Consider the following 14706-nt stretch of genomic DNA (forward strand, 5'->3'; position numbering starts at 1 on the left):
GACAGGGGAGATGACATGGGCGTACCGCAGGAAGACCGCCTGGATTACAACTGCCGTAAGGACATGAACGCGATAGAGACCGCCGTGGGCGAGATCCGCACGGCCATCAGGAACGTCGAGTCCATGATGCCGAAGACCTGGATAGGCAAGAAGGCCGACAACTGGCGCACCGACCACGACGGCCGCATGAAACGGCTGAAGACCCTCTTTGACTCGTTCCCCGCCGAGGAGAACCGGCTCGTGGAGAAAGCCCGCCAGGACCAGGCGAAGATGAACCCGCACGGCGGAGGCTGAGCGCGATCGGCGCCGCGCAGGGCCCTTTGCGGCGGTGCGGCGCCGGCCTCGCGACCGGGCCCGGTCGGGTGCCCGCCCCCGAGGGGAGAGTCACCTCGGGGCTCCGTGCCGCCGCGCCCCAACTGGCCGTACTGCCACCGGAGTTCACTCTCATGAGCCGGGCCCCTCTCGCATCCACCCGGTACTTCCAGATGCCTCGCCGTATCATCAACCCCACATGCAACAGGCCAAAAGGCAGCAATCCGTGCCGACCGAGCCGGTCCGGGGACAGAGGGGGATGGGGCAATGGGGGACACGAGGTCGGTCAACCCGGAGCATCTGGAAGGCCTCGCCAAGCTCATCGACGGCCATGGCGGAGTGCAGGACAGAGTGGACGAGGCCTTCACCAGAGCCTCACGACTCGGTGTCACCAGCAAGCTGTCCAGCCTCGGACCGATGCGTTCCTGGCTCAAGGACACAGCTCCCGACCTGCGCAAGCGCGCCACCATCGCGCGGCTGGATGACGGCGACCCCGAAGCGGGCCTGCGCTGGGCCGGGTTCAGCGCCGAAGACCTCAAGAAGTACGAGGGTGATCTGCTCACGCCCGACGCGATCCTCCTCGCCAACTCCCTCGCGGCCAGCGGCGATGCCCACGCCTATGAATTCAAGCGGCAGCCGGACGAGTCCCTGAACGACTGGATCCAGCGGATGGAGTCGCATGCCATCACCCGGATCCCGGGCCTCCAGCCGCACGAGCAGACCGTCAACACGCTGCTCGGTCTGTTCGGTGACTGGAGCTCCATCACCAAAGCCACCGCCGTGGTCACGCTGCAGGGCGGCTCACTGGCCAAGGTCGTGGTCGGCAACTCCTTGAAACAGGGCGTCTTCCGCGCCTGGAAAATACGGGTCGGCGCGTCGATGCGGGCCTCGAACACCCCATGGCTCCAAAAGGGCGGCACGGCAGTCATCAAGTGGTCGCCGAAGATCCGTTCCCTTTCCGCTCCCGGCAGCTGGCTGCCGGGCCAGCTCGGCAACCTTCTCTCGCGCAGCTCGCTGTACCAGCGGGCAGCGAGCATCCCGGGCACGGGCGGCGTCCGCGGGGATCTCTTTGGCGACGCATGGAACGCCTTTCGCTCCAGCGCCCTGATGGAGCACGTCGGCGCCAACGGAGTCATCGACTTCGTCGTCGGTTCGGATGAGTTCGCCAAGACGTACGGCGGCTTCACGCACTCCGGGCAGGCGGTGGCGCGTGCCGGCAACGCGAGCCTGGTGAAGGTCTTCAGCAAGGCAAGCACCATGCAGCGCTTCGCGAACAGCGTGCCGACCAGTGTCGACACGGTGACGACCGCCACCAGGGGGGCCTCGGCGTTCCGTGCGGGTCTGGGGGCGGCCGCCAAGACGGCCGGTTTCCTGCGCGGCGTCGGCATCGTGGGCAGCGTCGCCGCGACCGGCCTGAGCGCGGCCAACGTCATCTCCCAGGGCAACCCCGTCAAGGCCTTCCAACGAAACGGCGTCGGATACGTGGCCGACGTGGCGGAGCTCGGTTTCAACGCCTCCATGACCGCGGCGATGATCGCTCCCAATCCCGTCACCATCGGCCTCGCGGTGGGCACCGGCATCATTTACGGTGGCGCGAAGGTCATCGAGCACTTGGACGAGATCAAAGCCGGAGGCAAGAAGGCCGCGCACTGGGCCGGGGAAAAGGCGAAGGGTCTGGCGAACGGGGCGAAGAGCCTGGCCAAGAAAGCCAACCCCATGCACTGGTTCTGACGTCCGCTCCCACCCTGCTTCCGGCTCAGTACTCGCGCAGCACCGCGAGGGCGAAGGCCAGTCGGCGGTCCAGCCAACTCGCCCGGGCCAAATACCACTTGAGGTGGCCCGAGAGCGCCGAGGTCATGGCCACCTGCTCGCCGGACTTCCAGGTCACGGGCTTGGGGGCCCCGCTGGTGTCGCCTCCCTCGGCGCCGAGCCCCATGACCGAGCCCACCACACTGCCGAGCGCCTTTCCGGCCGTGCGGCCGAGGATCTGACCGGCACTCCCCTTGGCCCAGTGATAACGGGCCACCACCTCGGGGTGCCCCGGCTGTTCAAGCCACCAGCCGTGCTGGACCAGACGTCGACTGGCCGAGCCCCTGAAGACGGAACCCACTTCCTGGCCCTGCCCGTCGTGGAGCCGGTAGCGGCGCGAGCCGTCCTCTTCCGTTCCCGCGTCCAGGGTGACGGAGCACAGCAGGCGCGATCCGGTTTCGTCCTCGCACAGCCGGAAGCCGGCCTCCGCCGAGGGCTTTTCGGATGCGGGGAGCGCCACATACGCGCTGGGGACCAGATGGACGACGCCACCGGCGTGCTTCTCCACCCGCACCGCCAGCGGCCCCTGGACGGTACCGCGACGGGTCGTCGACCGCGACGCGGTGCCGATCGTGAACTTGCTGACACTGTCCCAGTGCACCGGTTCGAAGGACGGGGGCTCCGCCTCCGCTTTTCTGCCGAACACCATTGCCTCTCGCTTCCGTTCTCATTCGGGGCGGCGCCGAGGGCCGCCGCGCCGAGCAGGCGCCCGTCACCGTATGGGCGCGTCGATCAGGTCTTCCTCGTCGGGGAGCAGGTCGGCAACGCGCTCCCAGATGGTGCCGGGAGTTGTCCACGCCACGACAAGGGGGCTGTCCGGGGTCACCTGGCCGGGCAGGATGGGCTCTTCGGGCTGTTCCCGGACCCAGTAGCCGTGCGGGCCGCAGTCCCAGACAGCGAGGGAGCGGATCATGGCAGAGCGCTCTCCCTCGTGCTTGCCGTCCCAGGCGGTGGTGATGCGCCAGGTGGAGTTGAGCGAGACGACCAGTTCGAGGAACTGGTCCAGTTCGGTGGAGTCCAGGCCGCTCGTCTCGGCCAGGGCGGCGTGAGCCCGGACACGGGCCGCGCCCTCGTCGCCGGCCGCCTCTTCGAGAGCGGCGAACGCCGCATCGAGGGCGCCCATCGACGTCTCGATGCGCGCGGTCACGGGAGTGTCCTTCGGCTCCCCGCGGTGCAGGTTGACCTTGCGGGCGAGTTCCCAGACCAAGGTGCTCGGCTCGATGGAGACGTACTCGGCCTCCTCCTCGCCGGGCCACCCATCGTGCGAGATGACCGCGTCCCGGCCGACGACCACGCCGTGGTTGATCGGACCGTGTTCTCCGGTGATCTCCACTTGGATCACGACTACCGGGTCGGCCAGCGCCCCGAGCAGGTCACGCAGCAGAGGCGCGAGTTCGCCCTCTTTTCCGACCATGCCGATCCGCTGGAGCTCCAGCAGACTCTCCCAGAGCTCGTCGGGCGGCGTCTCACCATCCAGCAGATGAGCGAAGACTGCGATGTGACGGTCGGCCAGCCTGAAGCGGGCGCGGGAACTGTCGAACGACGGCATGACTCTCGATTCTCCCCGGGGCCGGCTGGTCGCGCGGTTCATTTCTTGGGGTGCTGCAGGTCCTTGGCATCCTGGCTGGCCTGCTGAGCCTCGGTCCGCAGCGACTCGGCCACCGTGGAACAGGTGGTGCGCCAGCTGCTGAGCTTCCCTCGGACGTCCGTGGCGTTCGGCCCGGCCCACGTTTTCATGGTGCTGGTGCTGTAGGTCCGTGGCTGGTCCATCAGGGACTCGACGTGATCGGCGAGCGAGCGCAACTCCGCAGCACGATGGTTGAGTTCTTGAATGTCCGGATTTGCCATAGCAGCCTCCCCCGATGTCACAGGGCAATTCAGCATAGCCGCACGTCGTGACGGAGCTCGGGCGGCCCCTGCCCCCTCGTTCACGGTGCTGTCCGGGGCTTTACAGGTGATGCGGAAGGTGCGATACCGTCGCCCGGTACAGAAGTATTTTCTGTTTAGTCAGTGAGCAGTGACACGGGGAGAGGAACGCAATGGAACGCGGTGCAAGTCTCAAGGAACTCAGGGACCTGGCGAAGCTGTTCGGTCGCAGCGCGGGCGACCTGCAGACGATCATCACCAACCTGAACTCGTCGACGTCCGGCAGCACCGGCTACTGGAAGGGCCCCAAGGCCGACCAGTTCCGCAAGGACTGGGAAGACGCCCGGGGCACGTTCTCCAAGTGGGTCGACACGCTGCACGACGCGCAGAAGTCCGCGTCCACCAACGCCGACAACATCGAGCGCGCCACCTGATCCGCACCCCAACGGCCGGATCGGCAAGCATCGCAGGGGCGTCCACCATGGGTGGGCGCCCCTGCGGCGCGTTACGGGGCCGGGTGCGGGGCCGGGTGCGGGGCCGGGTGCGGGGAGACTCGGCGGCCAAGTCCCGCAGCCCGTGCCAACGGGCCGGGCTCGGGGGCGGCACGGCTCGGGGGCTCACGCCCGCAGCCGCGTCACCGGGCCGGGCGCGAGGGCGAGCGGCCTCGTCTCATCCCCGCAGCACCCCCTGCACCGGCCGGAACGCCCCGCCCGAGACGAGCAGTCCGCCGCCCGGCCTGCCGCCGCCCGTGTTCGCGGGGAGGCGGATGCTGAACAGCTCGCCCTCCTGGGAGTTCTGGGGGTTGAGGAGCAGGCCGTTGCGGGACTTGCGGGCCGCGGTGACGAAGCCGCGGTACTGGGAGGCGAGGCTGTCGGTCGTGCCGGCCGCGATGAGGCCGAGGCCCCCGTCGACGCCCTTGCGCAGGACGGCCTCCAGAGCCTCGTCGAGCCGTGTGTCGTAGAGCAGTTCGGCGTCGTCCGCCAGGATCACATACGGGCGGCCCCCGGCCTTCTCCACCAGTTCCTCCAGGTCGTCCTCCCTGGCCTCCCCGTCGAGAACCCCCAGGACGTCTTCGCGTCCTTCCAGATCGCGCAGGGGCGAGCGGCGGGGTGTGACCAGCACCAGCGGCGTGCCCTGGGCGAGCAGGGACTCGGCCGCACACATCAGGGCCGTCGACCGGCCGGACTTCGGCGGGCCGCCGATGACGAAGCCGGGGCCCGACTCCTCCAGATCGATGCCGACGGGCGCCAGTTCGTCGCCGCCGACCGCGAGCAGCGCCCACAGCTTCGACGGCACCACGAAGTCGGGATCAAGCGCCATCGCCTCGCCTGCCGTGATCCGGGCCGGAAGCGCGTCCACGCGCATCGGGCGGAACCGGGCCGGTGTACGCCCGTGCACCTTCCGCGCCTCCTCGGCGATCTCGCGGAGCATCCGCACCTGGGCCTGGCCGCTCGGGTCCTCGTCGAGGAGAGCGATCTGCGTCTCCTCCGTACCGGTGTCGGTGATCCGCAGAGCACGGCCCGGAGGCATGTTCTTGGGTACTTCGCGTGGCTGAAGGCCTGCCATCGAATAGTCGTTGGGGTCGGCGAACCGCAGGATCAGACGGTCCTGGAAGGCCGAGGAGACCATGCCGCTCAGGCCGCTGCGGTCGGACGTCATGACGACCTTCAGGCCGACCGCGGAGCCTTCCCGGAAGATCCGCTGGGCCTGCTCGATGAGCTGGCCGTAGTTGTAGTTCTCGAACGTCGAGAAGAAGCCCTCCCAGCTGTCGAGCAGCAGCACCATCCAGGGGAGCCGGTCCTCGGGGGCGGCCGAGGCCCGCTGTTCGGCCGCGCTGGACGCGCCCTCCATGGCGAGCAGTTGCTGACGTCGGCTGATCTCGCCGAGCAGCCGGTCGAGCAGCCGTCGTACGCGGTCGGGTTCGTCGCGGTTGACCACCGCGCCGACGTGCGGCAGACGCACCAGTGGCAGCAGCGCGTTGGAGCCGCAGTCGATGGCGTAGACGTGGACGTCACGCGGGGACGCGGTGCGGGCGAGGGAGCCGGCCAGTGTGCGCAGGGCCGTCGAGCGCCCGGAGCGGGCGCCGCCGGCGAGCATGGTGTGTTCGCCTTCGACGAGGTCGAGCGCGAAGGGCTTGCGTGCCTGCTGGGCGGGCAGGTCGGTGAGGGCGAACCCGATGGGCGGCACGTCGCCGTGGGCGGGGGCGGGGCCTTCCGCGGCGGTGAGCGCTTCGAGCGTGACGTGCTCGGGCAGCGGGGGCAGCCAGGGGCTGCGGGGCGGCGGGAAACCCATGGTGTCGGAGCCGCCCCTGATCGCGTCGACGAGCACGGCGAGGTCGGTGACCATCGTGCCGTCGTCCTCCGACTCCGCCGACCTCGGCAGCGGGCGGCTGAACGAGGTCCAGTGCAACGGCGCGAGCACCGCCTTGGGCCCGCTCTTTCCCGTCGCCGGACGGCGGCCACCGATCCGCGCGGACTGGACGCCGACCAGGGACTGGGCGCCGGAGCGTACGTAGGCGCGGCCCGGCGTGGACTTGGCGATGGCGCCCGCGTCCGCGGCGTCGATGACGTCCATGGATTCGGTGCCGTCCGTCACACGCAGCGCGATGCGCAGGTTGGTGTTGGCCCGGATGTCGGCGCTGACCACACCGGCCGGCCGCTGGGTCGCGAGCACCAGGTGCACGCCGAGGGAGCGGCCGCGTCGGGCGATGTCGACGAGCCCGGCGATGAAGTCGGGGAGTTCGGCGACCAGCGAGGCGAACTCGTCGATGACCAGGACGAGCCGCGGCATCGGCTCCAGCTCGGGGCGGAACTTCCGGGTGTCGTTGTAGTCCTCGATGTCCTTGGTGCCGGTGTCGAAGAGGATCGTCTCGCGGCGGTGCAGTTCGGCCGCGAGCGAGGCGAGCGCCCGCTCGGTGAGGTGGGCGTCGAGGTCGCTCACCATGCCGACGGTGTGCGGGAGCCGGGCGCAGTCCATGAAGGCGCTGCCGCCCTTGTAGTCGATGAGCACGAAGTTGAGGGCGTCGGGCCGGTTGGCGACGGCCAGCGAGGCGATGATCGTCTGGAGGAGTTCGGACTTGCCCGCGCCGGTCGTACCCGCCACCAGCGCGTGCGGACCGTCCCTGCGGATGTCCAGGGTGAAGGTGCCGTCGGCCGCGACGCCGATGGGGGCCGCCGTGGTCGAACCGCCGGCCCGCCAGATCCGCTCGATGTCGGCGCCGCTCGGGTCGGGCATGTCGAGCAGGCTCAGCAGCCGGGCCGCGGTGGGCAGAGCTCCGCCCGCGTCGTCACGGCTGACGTCACGGACCGGGGCGAGGGAACGGGCGAGCAGGTCGCACCAGTCGGGGCCGACCTGGTCGGCAAGCACCTCGCCGACCGACTCAAGGCCCGAGCCCCGCAGCTGTACGTGGGTCGGCGACCCCGGAGTCCAGCACACGACGGCTTTGCACTCCTCGGGGAGCAGCCGGTCGTCCTCGTCGAGGCAGAGCGCGAAGATCCCGTACCGCGGCCCCTCCTGGAGGAGTTGCGGTACGCCGGGCATGCGGCGCAGCAGCCGTGCTCCGTCCAGGACGAGCAGGATGTGCGGCTCGTCCCCCGGGGCGCCGCTCATCATGGCGCCCGAATTCTCCTGGGCGGCCTTGCGCCGGGCCAGCTCGTTGAGGAGTTCGTTCACGCGCCGGGCGATGGCCTCGCTGTCGCTGCCGACCAGGGCGACGCAGTCCTGGCCCTGCTGCGGCGCGGCGTGCGGCAGCCAGTGCGCCCAGTGCCAGTCCGCTCCGGCCTGGGAGGACGCCGCCAAAAGGACGAGGGAGAGCTCGCGTGGGCTGTGCAGCACGGCGGCCTGGACCGCGAGCCAGTGCGCGGTGGCCAGTGCGCGCGGACGGTCGCCCGAGACACCGACGACGCCGAGTCCGGGGAGCGACACGGTGACCGGCAGGTGGGACAGGAGCGGCGGTTCGGGCTGCTCCTCTCCGTAGGCGGCGCCTTGTCCGTGGGCGAGCTCGATGTCGGCGGGCAGGGTGCCCACACCGACCCGCAGCCGCAGTACGTCGACGTCGGTACGGCGGCGCTCCCACAGCCGGCGGCGGGGCCCGGTGGCGAAGAGCAGCACCTGGGCCGGGTCGGGGTTGTCGGCCCTGCGGTTGCGCTGGTCCTCCTTGCCCAGGCGCACCAACTCGGCTTCGTACTCGGCGAGTTCCTGCTTGTACTGCTTGAGCGACTTCTTGTTCCGCTGCTTGCCGTCGCGGTTGTCACTGACCCACTGGCCCAGCATCATCACCGGCGACATCGCGCAGAACAGCAGCATGTAGACCTGTTTGGTCACGAAGTACATGACCAGACCGAAGATCATCGGAGTGAGCGCGGAGATCGTCTGGAAGCGGGTGCGCTCGGTCTTGGACGGCTCGGCCGGCACGGCGAGCCGGGGACGGGGCCGCACCGGGGAGAGTCGCGGCGGCCGGTTGTAGGCGAGACCTCCCTCACCGGTCGCGGACAGGTGGGCGTCCGGTTCGCCGACCCGGTCCAGGACGAACAGCGAGTCCCCCGCTCGTACGACTCCGCCGAGCGGCCAGTCCTGGGCCTGCGTCACCGGCTCGTCGTCGAGCAGCACCGTGGAGCCGTGCTGCGGGGCGAGGGTGGCACGGCCCCGGACGTCGACGGTGATCTGGGCGGCGACGGGCGCCAGCACCGGGTCGGGGGCCGCGAGGGTGCAGGTCGTGGCCGACCCGAAGGTGGCGGTGCCGACGGCGAGCCGGACGACGCGTCCCGCGCCGGGCCCGCCGGCGACCCGCAGCTCGTACCGGCCCATGGGCTCGCCCTTGCGGAGCAGCGGGCCTATGGAGTCGTCGACCGAGATCCGCATGCCGTCCCGCAGGATCTGGCCGGCCGGGGTGTCCGGGTCGCAGCGGTGTCCGTCGGCCCACAGGACCGGCTCGGCACCACGGCCGCCGTGCATCGGATCGAGGACGGTGCCGGGCAGCGCCACGACCACCGGCGGTGGCCGTTCGGCCTGCCCCGGCCCCGCGCCCGACGCCGCCAGCGCCTGCGCGACGTCCCGCGCGACGGCGTCGTCGTCGGCGTTGACCATGACGTCGTACGGAGGCGCGCCCTCCTGTACGACGGTCACCAGGACTCGCATGGTCGTCTTCCTCCCCCGCCGGCCCGCCCGGCCCATCGCCCTGCTGTGGCCCACCCGAGGCTAATGGCTGCCCCGGACACGGGAAGACCGAGGGTACGGGGCGGCGGCGGGCGGGTCCGTGGGCCGTGGCGCAGCGTCGCGATCGCCCCGGGCGGCGGGCGGCGGGCCCGGCTGCCCTACTGCTTGCCCAGTGTCCCCGTCGGCCGGCCCGCCGCGGCCTCCTGGGACTCGAAGCGGAGTTTGCCGTCGGGCTGGAGGGTGTACGTCATCGTCGCCGTGGCGCCGGTGCAGCCGAAGGTCGAGGGCTTCGACGGGTCCGTGCGTTCGGTGATGTGCAGCACGGTCGCGGTGGCGGAGTCCAGGGTGCCCACGCCGTGGCACTCCAGCGGGCCGACCGTGGTGGTCGTGCGCACCACGTCCGTGCCCTTGGCGCCCTTGGTGATCACCGCGGTGTACGCGTACCCCGAGGTGCCGTTGTCCTGGGTGAGTACGCCCTTCCAGGTACCCAGGAACTCGCCCGGTACGGCGGTCGGTTGACCGTCTCCCGTGGGTGGGGACGCCGCCGGGTCCGGGGCGCCCGTCCCGGTCGCCGGGGCCGAACTCGCCGGTTTCGCGCCCGTCTCGCTCGCACCGCCTCCCGGCAGCAGGTCGTAGAGGAAGGCCGCACCGACCGTCACCGTGGCCAGCGCGCCCGCCACCGCCAGAGCCACCGTGCAGCTGACCCTGCGGCCCCGGCCGCGTTCGCCCGGTTCCGCCGTGGTCGCGACGGACAGGGCCACGTGCGGGCCCCGGTCCGCGGAGCGCGGCGGGCCGGTGGGCCGCGGGGGCGTGCGGGGGCCGGGGAACGGGGCCGGCTCCCCCCGGCCGTACGAGGCGTCCGGCGGGCCGAAGGCGCCCATCGCCCCGACCCCGACCCCGGTGCCGGGCCCGGAATCGGACGCCGGACCCGACGCCGCCTCGCGCGAAGACCCGGACGCCGGACCCGACGCCACCTCGCGCCGAGCCCCAGACGCCGGACCCTGCGCCGCCTCGCGCGAAGACCCGGACGCCGGACCCGACGCCACCTCGCGCCGAGGCCCCGGCGCCGGGCCCGGCCCCGTGCTGCCCGCCGTGGGTCCACCGATCGCCGCGCTGCTGAACGGGACCGGGCCCGAGCCGCCCTCCGCGTCCAGTGGCTCCAGGTCGAGCAGGCGGACCGCCGAGCGGCTGACCTCCTCGACGAGCGGGCCCGGCAGCCAGCCGTCGCGTACCAGCGCGGCCGGTCCCGCCGGTGCCAGGCGGTTCGCGAGGGCGGTGGGGGCCGGGCGGGCCGCCGGGTCCTTGGCCAGGCAGGCCACGACCGCCTCACGCACATCGCCCGTGAGCGCCGCGCCCAGCTCCGGCGACTCGTGCACCACCTTGTAGAGGAGCGCCGCCGAGGAGTCGCCACAGAAGGGCGGCTCACCGGTCGCCGCGTACGCGAGGACCGCGCCGAGCGAGAAGACGTCGGCGGCGCCCGTCACACCCCGGCTGAGGATCTGCTCGGGCGACATATAGCCGGGCGAGCCGATGGAGACGCCGGTCGCGGTGAGCGAGGCGGTGCCGTCGGTGGCGCGGGCGATGCCGAAGTCGATGAGGCGGGGGCCGTCGAGGGTGAGCAGCACGTTGGACGGCTTCACGTCGCGGTGGACCAGGCCCAGCGCGTGGACGGCGGCCAGCGCTTCGGCCAGGCCCGCGCCCAGGGCGCGTACCGAACGCTCGGGCAAGGGGCCGTGGTCCAGGACGGCCCGGGTCAGCGAGGGGCCCGCGACATAGCCCGTCGCCACCCACGGAACCGGTGCCTCCGGGTCCGCGTCCAGGACAGGCGCGGTCCACTCGCCGCCCACCCGCCGGGCCGCCTCGACCTCGTGCCGAAAGCGCGCCCGGAACTGTGCGTCCAGCGCGAAGTGCGGGTGCACCACCTTGACCGCGACCGTGCGGCCGCCCGCGCTGCGGCCGAGGTACACCCGGCCCATGCCGCCCGCCCCGAGCCGCCCGAGCAGCCGGTAGGCGCCGATCGTCCGCGGTTCACCCGCTTCCAGCGGCTGCAACAATTGCATCGCGCTGTCTCCCCCCACGCCCACCAGGTCAAGCCGGTCGCACAGCAGCGTAGAGGCGTACGTGCGCGGGATCACCCCCGGCAGGGAGGGATCCGCTGCTCGTCGGGCGAACCGAACGGCGCGTTCCGCACTCTTGACTCACGTGGTCCACCGCCGGTCGCCCGCCTTCCCGCGCACACCTCGCGGGCCACGGCCCGGGCCACGCCCGGAGAGCTCGCGCGCGACCCGCGCGACCCGCGTCCCGCCGGGCCGGGTTCCCCCGGCCCCACAGACCCGGGCCCCGCAGACCCGGACCCCACAGAACCCCGCAGACTTCCAGCTCGCAGACCCATAGCGCACAGACCAACGCGGGATCCCCGGATCCCAGATTCACGGAGCCCCCGAATGAACCGTCGCCGCCCCGCCGCTCTGATAGGAGCCGCCGTCATCGGCTCGATCGTGCTGGTCACCGGCTGCTCGGACGAGGGCAAGCCGGTCAGCTTCGACTCGGGGCCGGGCAACCCGTCGGCCAACGCATCGACGCAGGGCGGGCAGAAGGGCAACGACGCCCCCGCCCCGGGCGACCGGAAGAACGGCGATGCCTCCGCGAAGAACGGCGCCGCGGCGCAGACCCTCCTGCCGACCGGACCCAAGGCCCAGTTCACGACGGAGAGCACGCTCGGCGACGGCACCAAGATCGGCGTGACCACGCTCAAGGGCGCGAAGTCGGGGTTCACCGGCAAGGTGTGGGTGTGGGCGCCCCCGCAGTACTTCGACGCGAAGTACCAGAACAGCGGCTTCCCGGTGCTCATCGCGCTGCCGGGCGGAAACGGTTACCCCAAGAACTACTGGATGGGCACCGACCTCAAGCTCCAGAGCAGCATCAGCGCATGGTCCAAGACCGGCAAGAGCCTGCCGTTCATCGTCGTCATGCCGGTCCTCAACCCGGACGCCAAGCACTACTACGACGGCAGTGACATTCCGGGGCAGCCGAAGATGGGCACCTGGATGACCGAGGACGTGCCGGATCTGGTGAGGGCCAACTTCCGTACCTTCAGCTCGCGCGACGGCTGGGCCTTCATGGGCTCCTCGTCGGGCGGCTTCGTCGGCCTGAAGTCGGTGCTCAAGCGGCCCGACCTCTTCAAGGCCGTGATCGCCTCCGGCCCGGACATCGTGCCGGACTCACCGCTGTGGGCCGGCCACGAGGCCGAGCAGCAGGCGAACAATCCGCAGAAGCTGGCCCAGGACCTGATCGACAAGAAGGGGCCCGAGGTCGACCTCGCCTTCCAGGTGGGCACCAAGGAGACGACGGTCCTGCCGAAGGTGAAGCAGTTCATCGAGACGTACGGCAAGGGCCCGGTGAAGACCCGCCTCCAGATGATCCAGAACGGCACCCACAACGCCCACACCTATGTGACGGGCATGGGCGAGGGCACCATGGAGTGGATCAGCAAGCAGCTGCTCGCCCCGGTCCCCTCCTCCTGAACCCGGGGCCGCTACGGCGCCAGCAGCTCCACGCTCACGTCCGCGGCGAACCCGGTCGTCGGCCCGGTACGCCGGGCGAACTCCCGTACGCCTTCGAGCTGCTGCGCCCCGAAACGGAAGTCCAGCGTCGTGAAGTAGCGCTCCAGGAGCTCGGCGTCGAAGACCTCCCAGCGGGCGGCCTGCTCGGCGACCTTGGTGACCTCCTCAAGGGAGAGGTCGCGTGAGGCGAGGAACGCCTCGTGCACCTGCTGGACGACGCGGGGCTCGCGGGCCAGGTAGTCCTTGCGGGCCGCCCACACCGCGAAGACGAACGGCAGCCCCGTCCACTCCTTCCACATCGCGCCCAGGTCGTGGACCTGGAGCCCGAGGCGCGGGGCATCGTGCAGGGAGGCCCGCAGGGCCGCGTCCCCGATCAGCACGGCCGCGTCCGCCTCGCGCATCATCAGGCCGAGGTCGGGCGGGCACGTGTAGTAGTCGGGCGCGACCCCGTACCGCTCGGCGAGCAGGAGCTGGGCCAGCCGCACCGAGGTGCGCGAGGTGGACCCGAGCGCGACGCGCGCCCCGTCGAGGTCTTCGAGCGGACGCTGCGAGACGATCACGCAGGACATGACCGGTCCGTCGCAGCCGACCGCGATGTCGGGGAAGGCGACCAGGTCGTCGGCGTTGCGCAGGAACTCCACGAGGGTGACCGGGGCGATGTCGAGGTCGCCGTTCACCAGCTGCTCGCTGAGCTTTTCGGGGCTGTCCTTGGTCAGCTCCAGGTCGAGCAGCGTTCCGGTCCGTGCCAGGCCCCAGTACAGGGGGAGGCAGTTGAGGAACTGGATGTGGCCGACGCGCGGCCGGCCGCCGTGGTGCTGGGGGCTGGTTGAATTGTCCACATGGCGAGGCTAGACCCGTCCCACTCCGTGGACGGCGCCGGGCCTCCCCGGGCGTCGCGCGTGCCCCCTGGCCCGGCCGCCGCGCGATCGCTTCGCGACCGTCCGGGGACCCTTGCGGTGCCGCTTCGCGACCCTGCGGGTGACGGCGCGCGGGCGGTCCATCACCTGCTCAGGGGCTGGACAAACGTCCGGTCTCAGTGATCTTTCCCTCTACCGCCGGCCACGGGCTGCGTGCTACGCTCAGCGCAAGTTGCAGTTTGGTTTCCCTTGCAGTACAGAGCCTGCGGAGCATGTAACCCGCAGGCTTTTGTAGTTTTCAGACTTGTTTGCAGGTTCTGGAGCAGGGCAACCCTTTGGCCCAAGGAGGGCTTATGGCTACCGGAACCGTGAAGTGGTTCAACGCTGAAAAGGGCTTCGGCTTCATCGCCCAGGACGGCGGCGGCCCGGATGTCTTCGTCCACTACTCCGCGATCAACGCGTCTGGTTTCCGCTCCCTGGAGGAGAACCAGGTCGTGAACTTCGACGTCACTCAGGGCCCGAAGGGCCCGCAGGCGGAGAACGTCACCCCGGCCTAACTTCTCCGGGTTGGCGATCGCTGACTTAGCAGTACCCAAGGAGCCCCGTCCTGCCGGAACGGGGCTCCTGCCTTTTGCCTCACGGGTGCGGGTGCCTTCGGGTGCGGGTGCCTTCGGGCGTCTTCGGGTGCGGACCGTGCTGGGGCACCCGCGCAGTTCCCCGCGCCCCTGTAGGGCGCCCGGAGTCGCTGGAGCCCCGCCACACATCAGTACCGCCAGGGGCGCGAGGAACTGCGCGAGCAACCCCCCACGACCAGCACACGAACGCACACCCGCGACACCCAGGGGCGCGGGGAACTGCGCGGGCGGGGTTCGGTGGTGGGAGCGGGTTAGGGGGTGTCTGGTGGATCAGGGGCGGTCAGGGTGCGGCGCCTGGTGCGGTGCATCGCAAGGCGCCGGAACGTCGTGATAGCGGAGCTATCGGGGCGTTTTGGCAACGCCGCGAGGTGCCGTGCCAGGCGCCGCACCCCCGGCCATGATCCACCAGACACCCCCTAGACGAGTCATTCCGATGTGATCAGTGGTCGTAAGCGATCAGTGACCGCGTGATGGGCTGGCGGGTCTTGTGGTTGTGCCAGATCGCGGCGG

The 14706-nt window shown here is 70.9% G+C and carries 11 protein-coding genes; 5 read left to right on the top strand and 6 right to left on the bottom strand.

Going from position 1 to position 14706, the window contains the following annotated elements; translation table 11 throughout:
* Positions 1-15: 15 nt before the first annotated feature.
* Positions 16-294: a hypothetical protein gene (locus ACGFW5_RS32355; protein ID WP_393837897.1), complete on the top strand. Its 279-nt coding sequence runs from the start codon at positions 16-18 to the stop codon at positions 292-294.
* Positions 295-579: 285 nt separating this feature from the next.
* Positions 580-2043 (top strand): PE-PGRS family protein, encoded by a 1464-nt coding sequence (locus tag ACGFW5_RS32360; protein WP_393837898.1) that lies wholly within the window; start codon positions 580-582, stop codon positions 2041-2043.
* A gap of 25 nt (positions 2044-2068) precedes the next feature.
* Here ACGFW5_RS32360 and ACGFW5_RS32365 read toward each other — a convergent pair whose 3' ends face one another.
* From ACGFW5_RS32365 to ACGFW5_RS32375, 3 genes are all read right to left on the bottom strand, one after another.
* Positions 2069-2770: a hypothetical protein gene (locus ACGFW5_RS32365; RefSeq protein ID WP_393837899.1), complete on the bottom strand. Its 702-nt coding sequence runs from the start codon at positions 2768-2770 to the stop codon at positions 2069-2071.
* Between the two features lie 63 nt (positions 2771-2833).
* A complete protein-coding gene (locus tag ACGFW5_RS32370) occupies positions 2834-3670 on the bottom strand; it encodes a hypothetical protein (RefSeq protein ID WP_393837900.1) in 837 nt (278 codons plus the stop codon).
* Between the two features lie 38 nt (positions 3671-3708).
* Positions 3709-3969 (bottom strand): hypothetical protein, encoded by a 261-nt coding sequence (locus tag ACGFW5_RS32375; protein ID WP_393837901.1) that lies wholly within the window; start codon positions 3967-3969, stop codon positions 3709-3711.
* A gap of 191 nt (positions 3970-4160) precedes the next feature.
* Between ACGFW5_RS32375 and ACGFW5_RS32380 the strand changes: the two genes are divergently transcribed.
* Complete coding sequence (locus ACGFW5_RS32380; RefSeq protein WP_393837902.1) at positions 4161-4421, top strand: WXG100 family type VII secretion target; 261 nt, start codon at positions 4161-4163, stop codon at positions 4419-4421.
* Positions 4422-4656: 235 nt separating this feature from the next.
* On the opposite strand, the gene ACGFW5_RS32385 is transcribed toward ACGFW5_RS32380, so the two are convergent.
* Entirely contained in the window at positions 4657-9123 is a 4467-nt protein-coding gene (locus ACGFW5_RS32385) for an FtsK/SpoIIIE domain-containing protein (protein WP_393837903.1), read from the bottom strand.
* A 176-nt stretch (positions 9124-9299) separates the two neighbouring features.
* A complete protein-coding gene (locus ACGFW5_RS32390; RefSeq protein ID WP_393837908.1) occupies positions 9300-11192 on the bottom strand; it encodes a protein kinase in 1893 nt (630 codons plus the stop codon).
* Positions 11193-11585: 393 nt separating this feature from the next.
* Here ACGFW5_RS32390 and ACGFW5_RS32395 point away from each other — a divergent pair, with 393 nt between their 5' ends.
* A complete protein-coding gene (locus ACGFW5_RS32395) occupies positions 11586-12665 on the top strand; it encodes an alpha/beta hydrolase (protein ID WP_393837904.1) in 1080 nt (359 codons plus the stop codon).
* 11 nt (positions 12666-12676) lie between these two features.
* Here the strand turns inward: ACGFW5_RS32395 and ACGFW5_RS32400 are convergent, their stop codons facing one another.
* Complete coding sequence (locus ACGFW5_RS32400) at positions 12677-13543, bottom strand: menaquinone biosynthetic enzyme MqnA/MqnD family protein (protein WP_393837905.1); 867 nt, start codon at positions 13541-13543, stop codon at positions 12677-12679.
* 371 nt (positions 13544-13914) lie between these two features.
* Here ACGFW5_RS32400 and ACGFW5_RS32405 point away from each other — a divergent pair, with 371 nt between their 5' ends.
* Positions 13915-14118: a cold-shock protein gene (locus tag ACGFW5_RS32405; protein WP_003967102.1), complete on the top strand. Its 204-nt coding sequence runs from the start codon at positions 13915-13917 to the stop codon at positions 14116-14118.
* Positions 14119-14706: the final 588 nt, after the last annotated feature.

The sequence above is a fragment of the Streptomyces sp. NPDC048416 genome, from assembly GCF_043200435.1.
Taxonomy (GTDB): domain Bacteria; phylum Actinomycetota; class Actinomycetes; order Streptomycetales; family Streptomycetaceae; genus Streptomyces.

What these genes read in the sequence shown, in the direction of transcription:
- ACGFW5_RS32375 (WP_393837901.1), bottom strand. Translation starts at nt 3,969, where the DNA reads ATGGCAAATCCGGACATTCAAGAACTCAACCATCGTGCTGCGGAGTTG.
- ACGFW5_RS32395 (WP_393837904.1), top strand. Translation starts at nt 11,586, where the DNA reads ATGAACCGTCGCCGCCCCGCCGCTCTGATAGGAGCCGCCGTCATCGGC.
- ACGFW5_RS32385 (WP_393837903.1), bottom strand. Translation starts at nt 9,123, where the DNA reads ATGCGAGTCCTGGTGACCGTCGTACAGGAGGGCGCGCCTCCGTACGAC.
- ACGFW5_RS32360 (WP_393837898.1), top strand. Translation starts at nt 580, where the DNA reads ATGGGGGACACGAGGTCGGTCAACCCGGAGCATCTGGAAGGCCTCGCC.
- ACGFW5_RS32355 (WP_393837897.1), top strand. Translation starts at nt 16, where the DNA reads ATGGGCGTACCGCAGGAAGACCGCCTGGATTACAACTGCCGTAAGGAC.
- ACGFW5_RS32365 (WP_393837899.1), bottom strand. Translation starts at nt 2,770, where the DNA reads ATGGTGTTCGGCAGAAAAGCGGAGGCGGAGCCCCCGTCCTTCGAACCG.
- ACGFW5_RS32370 (WP_393837900.1), bottom strand. Translation starts at nt 3,670, where the DNA reads ATGCCGTCGTTCGACAGTTCCCGCGCCCGCTTCAGGCTGGCCGACCGT.
- ACGFW5_RS32380 (WP_393837902.1), top strand. Translation starts at nt 4,161, where the DNA reads ATGGAACGCGGTGCAAGTCTCAAGGAACTCAGGGACCTGGCGAAGCTG.
- ACGFW5_RS32405 (WP_003967102.1), top strand. Translation starts at nt 13,915, where the DNA reads ATGGCTACCGGAACCGTGAAGTGGTTCAACGCTGAAAAGGGCTTCGGC.